We start from the raw sequence: 3,628 nt of genomic DNA, 5'->3' as shown, positions 1-3,628 counted from the left end.
GGTTCGATCCCTGTATCCTCCATATCATGAGCCGTTAGCTCAGCCGGTAGAGCATCTGACTTTTAATCAGAGGGTCGACAGTTCGAACCTGTCACGGCTCATTTGCAACATATATATAACACACCATGCGGGTGTGGCGGAATTGGCAGACGCGCTAGATTTAGGTTCTAGTGTCCAGTGGACATGAAGGTTCAAGTCCTTTCACCCGTATTTCAATATTGTTGTTGCGATATTGTGTTCCATCTAGTAAAATATGAAAGTAACGTTTTATGCCGACTTAGCTCAGTTGGCAGAGCACCTGTCTTGTAAACAGGGGGTCGGAGGTTCGAATCCTCTAGTCGGCATAATGCGGAAGTAGTTCAGTGGTAGAACATCACCTTGCCATGGTGGGGGTCGCGGGTTCGAATCCCGTCTTCCGCTTTCATTATAGTAACGCCGGGGTGGCGGAACTGGCAGACGCACAGGACTTAAAATCCTGCGGTAAGTAATTACCGTACCGGTTCGATTCCGGTCCTCGGCACTATAATGAATATGCACCTATAGCGCAATTGGATAGAGTGTCTGACTACGAATCAGAAGGTTGTAGGTTCGACTCCTACTAGGTGCATTAGTTTTATTTTCGGGAAGTGGCTCAGCTTGGTAGAGCACCTGGTTTGGGACCAGGGGGTCGCAGGTTCGAATCCTGTCTTCCCGATAGGCAATGTAATTTGTCAAGTATCATAGTTTTTGGCGGTGTAGCTCAGCTGGCTAGAGCGTCCGGTTCATACCCGGGAGGTCGGGGGTTCGATCCCCTTCGCCGCTATTTATTTCCGGACCTTTAGCTCAGTTGGTTAGAGCAAACGGCTCATAACCGTTCGGTCGTAGGTTCGAGTCCTACAAGGTCCATCCCATTTGTACGGACCTTGTATTTTGTTAATATTATCGCGGGATGGAGCAGTCTGGTAGCTCGTCGGGCTCATAACCCGAAGGTCGTAGGTTCAAATCCTGCTCCCGCAATTAGTTTTAAATAATTAAATTTGGTTCCTTGGTCTAGTTGGTTAGGACGCCTGCCTGTCACGCAGGAGATCGCGGGTTCGATTCCCGCAGGGACCGTTAGCAAATCGATATGTTTGCTATGGTAGAAGTAGTCGCAAGGTAATATGCGGGTGTAGTTTAGTGGTAAAACCACAGCCTTCCAAGCTGTTGTCGCGAGTTCGATTCTCGTCACCCGCTTTGCCACTTTTATGGGCCTATAGCTCAGCTGGTTTAGAGCGCACGCCTGATAAGCGTGAGGTCGATGGTTCAAGTCCATTTAGGCCCACTATATCTGGAGAAGTACTCAAGTGGCTGAAGAGGCGCCCCTGCTAAGGGTGTAGGTCGCGTAAGCGGCGCGAGGGTTCAAATCCCTCCTTCTCCGTTAGATATGACCCCTTGGTCAAGTGGTTAAGACACTGCCCTTTCACGGCAGTAACATGGGTTCAAATCCCGTAGGGGTCATTGACGCGTATGCGTCATTTAGTATTATAGATTAACTTTTTAAGCAATGGAGGATTACCCAAGTCCGGCTTAAGGGAACGGTCTTGAAAACCGTCAGGTCGCGAAAGCGGCGCGTGGGTTCGAATCCCACATCCTCCTTAGTGGGTGTCAGTTGATTTACTTTTTATTATCGCGGGATGGAGCAGTCTGGTAGCTCGTCGGGCTCATAACCCGAAGGTCGTAGGTTCAAATCCTGCTCCCGCAATTAGCTCTAAATAATTAAATTTGGTTCCTTGGTCTAGTTGGTTAGGACGCCTGCCTGTCACGCAGGAGATCGCGGGTTCGATTCCCGCAGGGACCGTTAATGGCTCGGTAGCTCAGTTGGTAGAGCAATGGATTGAAGCTCCATGTGTCGGCGGTTCGATTCCGTCCCGCGCCATTTTGGAGGGGTAGCGAAGTCTGGCTAAACGCGGCGGACTGTAAATCCGCTCCTTCGGGTTCGGTGGTTCGAATCCACTCCCCTCCATAGTTTAGGGATATAGTTTAAAGGTAGAACTACGGTCTCCAAAACCGTCAGTGTGGGTTCAATTCCTACTATCCCTGTTTCTACCTTTTATCATGGCGGTATTGGTGAAGTGGTTAACACATCGGTTTGTGGTACCGACACACGTGGGTTCGATTCCCACATACCGCCCTTTTTTTATTGGGTTATAGCCAAGCGGTAAGGCAATGGACTTTGACTCCATCATGCGCTGGTTCGAATCCAGCTAACCCAATTGCTGTAATAATTGAATATGGCGGTATAGCCAAGTGGTAAGGCAGAGGTCTGCAAAACCTTCATCACCGGTTCAAATCCGGTTACCGCCTTTGGTTGTGCTTAAGTAATCAGGCATGAGGTGTTACAAATCATGCCGGTGTGGCGGAATTGGCAGACGCGCAGGATTCAAAATCCTGTTCCCACTAGGGAGTATCGGTTCGACCCCGATCACCGGTATTATAGGGTATAGTAAACCTATACCAAACTTAATTGGCTGTTAGCTCTGAATGTTGTTAAATCAATGTTCAGAGCTTTTTTTGTGTCTTCAAGCCTTTGTCAAACCGGTCTAGGTAGTTGCACATTTCTGCACACTTTTTGAGTGTTATGCACATATTTTGCACACATATTTACTTATGTTTTCACATGGGAACAGTTTAAGTTATAGATTTTGTAATACATTTTTTTGCCTTAGTATCTCTTTTAGATTTATAATTTTTAGCAGATGGACGTAAACTTTTGATATTTTTTAGAATATTTCCGTACTTTTCGGGTATATTTTAAATTTCATTTTCTTAATGAAATGATGGTATTTAAAGGGAAAGATTGTCTGCAATTAATGAAACAACTTTCTTATTAAGATATTTCTGATTTAATCCTGCAGCAATTTGAGCATTATCAATCCTTGTTTTGCCATTCATAAAGCCTTGAACTGTAATCATATCGTTCTTTTTAATGGTTTTCGCAGATTTGGTGACGACCAGAAAATATTGATCACTGGTTTTCAAAGGGGCTAATAAGAGGTGTGATTGTCCGTAGTTATCGATTGACGATTCTTTGACATAGAAATCTTTCAGTGTCACATTCATAAATAAATTGACACTACTGTATTGTTCCATTGAAGTGAGATCCAATTTTTTAGCAATGTCTGGGTACTTGGAATTAGGTTTTAAGTTAGTTTTGATTTGTGCCGCCTCAGCATCGTTTTTAACGGCGTTTCGCAAAGGATTAGTTGTATTAACGACGGCACCAGCTAAAAGTGTTAGACCAGTTAATAAAGCAATTCTTTTTCGATTCATTTTCTTGCCTCCTAAAAGTTCATTGGTTAATTATAAATCTAAGGATTGAACTTCTAATAGAGAAATGCGTAACTAAATATCGATAAAATAAAATCATATATTTATATGATAATCAAATTATGATAAAAAATTAAATTAAAAAAAGAGCTATTTTTGCTTTCAAAAATTATCCGTCTTTGTTACTATAATCTTGCACAAAAGGAACGATACTATTTAAGGGATAATTTCGTTTGTGCCAAAAAAACTTGGAGAAATTACGGACAATAATTTATTCCTTTTTAAAGCAATGTTTCTTATTGAAAACATTGCTTTTTTTATATGTGCGCCCGGCATGGGCGCT

1 protein-coding gene and 25 tRNA genes are annotated in these 3,628 nt (G+C 43.5%); 25 read left to right on the top strand and 1 reads right to left on the bottom strand.

Annotation, left to right across the window (positions count from 1 at the left end; genetic code table 11):
- Nucleotides 1–28: 28 nt before the first annotated feature.
- From FD31_RS13620 to FD31_RS13500, 25 genes are all read left to right on the top strand, one after another.
- Nucleotides 29–101: transfer RNA gene (locus tag FD31_RS13620), tRNA-Lys, on the top strand.
- Between the two features lie 26 nt (nucleotides 102–127).
- Nucleotides 128–210 (top strand) — tRNA-Leu (locus tag FD31_RS13615).
- A 61-nt stretch (nucleotides 211–271) separates the two neighbouring features.
- A tRNA-Thr gene (locus FD31_RS13610) sits at nucleotides 272–344 on the top strand.
- Nucleotides 345–348: 4 nt separating this feature from the next.
- Nucleotides 349–420, top strand: a tRNA-Gly gene (locus FD31_RS13605).
- Between the two features lie 14 nt (nucleotides 421–434).
- Nucleotides 435–520: transfer RNA gene (locus FD31_RS13600), tRNA-Leu, on the top strand.
- 13 nt (nucleotides 521–533) lie between these two features.
- Nucleotides 534–607: transfer RNA gene (locus FD31_RS13595), tRNA-Arg, on the top strand.
- Nucleotides 608–620: 13 nt separating this feature from the next.
- A tRNA-Pro gene (locus tag FD31_RS13590) sits at nucleotides 621–694 on the top strand.
- 34 nt (nucleotides 695–728) lie between these two features.
- Nucleotides 729–802, top strand: a tRNA-Met gene (locus tag FD31_RS13585).
- Between the two features lie 9 nt (nucleotides 803–811).
- A tRNA-Ile gene (locus tag FD31_RS13580) sits at nucleotides 812–885 on the top strand.
- Nucleotides 886–922: 37 nt separating this feature from the next.
- Nucleotides 923–996: transfer RNA gene (locus FD31_RS13575), tRNA-Met, on the top strand.
- A 22-nt stretch (nucleotides 997–1,018) separates the two neighbouring features.
- Nucleotides 1,019–1,092, top strand: a tRNA-Asp gene (locus FD31_RS13570).
- Nucleotides 1,093–1,141: 49 nt separating this feature from the next.
- Nucleotides 1,142–1,212 (top strand) — tRNA-Gly (locus FD31_RS13565).
- 13 nt (nucleotides 1,213–1,225) lie between these two features.
- Nucleotides 1,226–1,300, top strand: a tRNA-Ile gene (locus tag FD31_RS13560).
- A gap of 8 nt (nucleotides 1,301–1,308) precedes the next feature.
- Nucleotides 1,309–1,396, top strand: a tRNA-Ser gene (locus FD31_RS13555).
- Between the two features lie 8 nt (nucleotides 1,397–1,404).
- Nucleotides 1,405–1,476: transfer RNA gene (locus FD31_RS13550), tRNA-Glu, on the top strand.
- A 48-nt stretch (nucleotides 1,477–1,524) separates the two neighbouring features.
- Nucleotides 1,525–1,614, top strand: a tRNA-Ser gene (locus tag FD31_RS13545).
- Between the two features lie 32 nt (nucleotides 1,615–1,646).
- Nucleotides 1,647–1,720 (top strand) — tRNA-Met (locus tag FD31_RS13540).
- A gap of 22 nt (nucleotides 1,721–1,742) precedes the next feature.
- Nucleotides 1,743–1,816, top strand: a tRNA-Asp gene (locus tag FD31_RS13535).
- Between the two features lie 5 nt (nucleotides 1,817–1,821).
- A tRNA-Phe gene (locus FD31_RS13530) sits at nucleotides 1,822–1,894 on the top strand.
- A gap of 4 nt (nucleotides 1,895–1,898) precedes the next feature.
- Nucleotides 1,899–1,981 (top strand) — tRNA-Tyr (locus FD31_RS13525).
- A 6-nt stretch (nucleotides 1,982–1,987) separates the two neighbouring features.
- Nucleotides 1,988–2,058, top strand: a tRNA-Trp gene (locus tag FD31_RS13520).
- A gap of 18 nt (nucleotides 2,059–2,076) precedes the next feature.
- Nucleotides 2,077–2,149, top strand: a tRNA-His gene (locus FD31_RS13515).
- A 10-nt stretch (nucleotides 2,150–2,159) separates the two neighbouring features.
- Nucleotides 2,160–2,231 (top strand) — tRNA-Gln (locus FD31_RS13510).
- 20 nt (nucleotides 2,232–2,251) lie between these two features.
- Nucleotides 2,252–2,322: transfer RNA gene (locus FD31_RS13505), tRNA-Cys, on the top strand.
- Nucleotides 2,323–2,365: 43 nt separating this feature from the next.
- Nucleotides 2,366–2,449, top strand: a tRNA-Leu gene (locus FD31_RS13500).
- Nucleotides 2,450–2,802: 353 nt separating this feature from the next.
- On the opposite strand, the gene FD31_RS13495 is transcribed toward FD31_RS13500, so the two are convergent.
- On the bottom strand, nucleotides 2,803–3,288 hold the full coding sequence (locus tag FD31_RS13495; protein WP_057893309.1) for a hypothetical protein: 486 nt from the start codon (nucleotides 3,286–3,288) through the stop codon (nucleotides 2,803–2,805).
- Between the last annotated feature and the right edge of the window lie 340 nt (nucleotides 3,289–3,628).

Source organism: Companilactobacillus nantensis DSM 16982, from assembly GCF_001435815.1.
GTDB classification, from domain to species: domain Bacteria; phylum Bacillota; class Bacilli; order Lactobacillales; family Lactobacillaceae; genus Companilactobacillus; species Companilactobacillus nantensis.
Note: the sequence above shows the minus strand (reverse complement) of the source record. Positions and strands in the feature narration are given on the sequence as shown.

What these genes read in the sequence shown, in the direction of transcription:
- FD31_RS13495 (WP_057893309.1), bottom strand. Translation starts at nt 3,288, where the DNA reads ATGAATCGAAAAAGAATTGCTTTATTAACTGGTCTAACACTTTTAGCT.